The organism is Streptomyces sp. SID5643 (assembly GCF_009872555.1).
Lineage (GTDB): Bacteria > Actinomycetota > Actinomycetes > Streptomycetales > Streptomycetaceae > Streptomyces > Streptomyces iakyrus.
In genome coordinates this window covers 1-372 of record NZ_WWIC01000220.1, presented here as the reverse complement: position 1 = coordinate 372, position 372 = coordinate 1, and the positions used below count along the sequence as shown (strand labels likewise).

Sequence of the window (372 nt, the reverse complement as noted above, 5' to 3'; positions counted from 1 at the left end):
GGGACGTGATCGGCCGGCACGAGGTGCTGCGTACGGTGTTCAGGAAAGCGGACGGCGAGCCGTATCAGCACATCCTGGAACTCGACGAGCTGGAGTGGGAGCTCGCGGTGAGCAGGGTGGCCCCGGCGGATCTCGACGCCGCCGTCGCCGAGGCGACCGGTCACGCCTTCGACCTGTCGTCGGAGGTGCCGATCCGGGCATGGCTCTTCGAGACCGGCCCGGCCGAGCAGGTGCTGGTCGTGGTGCTCCACCACATCGCCAGCGACGGCTGGTCGGACGGGCCGCTGGCCCGGGACTTCACCCGGGCGTATCTGGCACGGTGCCAGGGCCGGGCGCCGCGGTGGGAGCCGCTGCCGGTGCAGTACGCGGACT

The 372-nt window shown here is 71.8% G+C and carries 1 protein-coding gene; it reads left to right on the top strand.

The annotated features are described in order from the left end of the window. Nucleotides 1–35 precede the first annotated feature (35 nt). The coding region (locus tag GTY56_RS24930; RefSeq protein WP_346345566.1) for a condensation domain-containing protein at nucleotides 36–372 on the top strand (337 nt) is incomplete at its 3' end.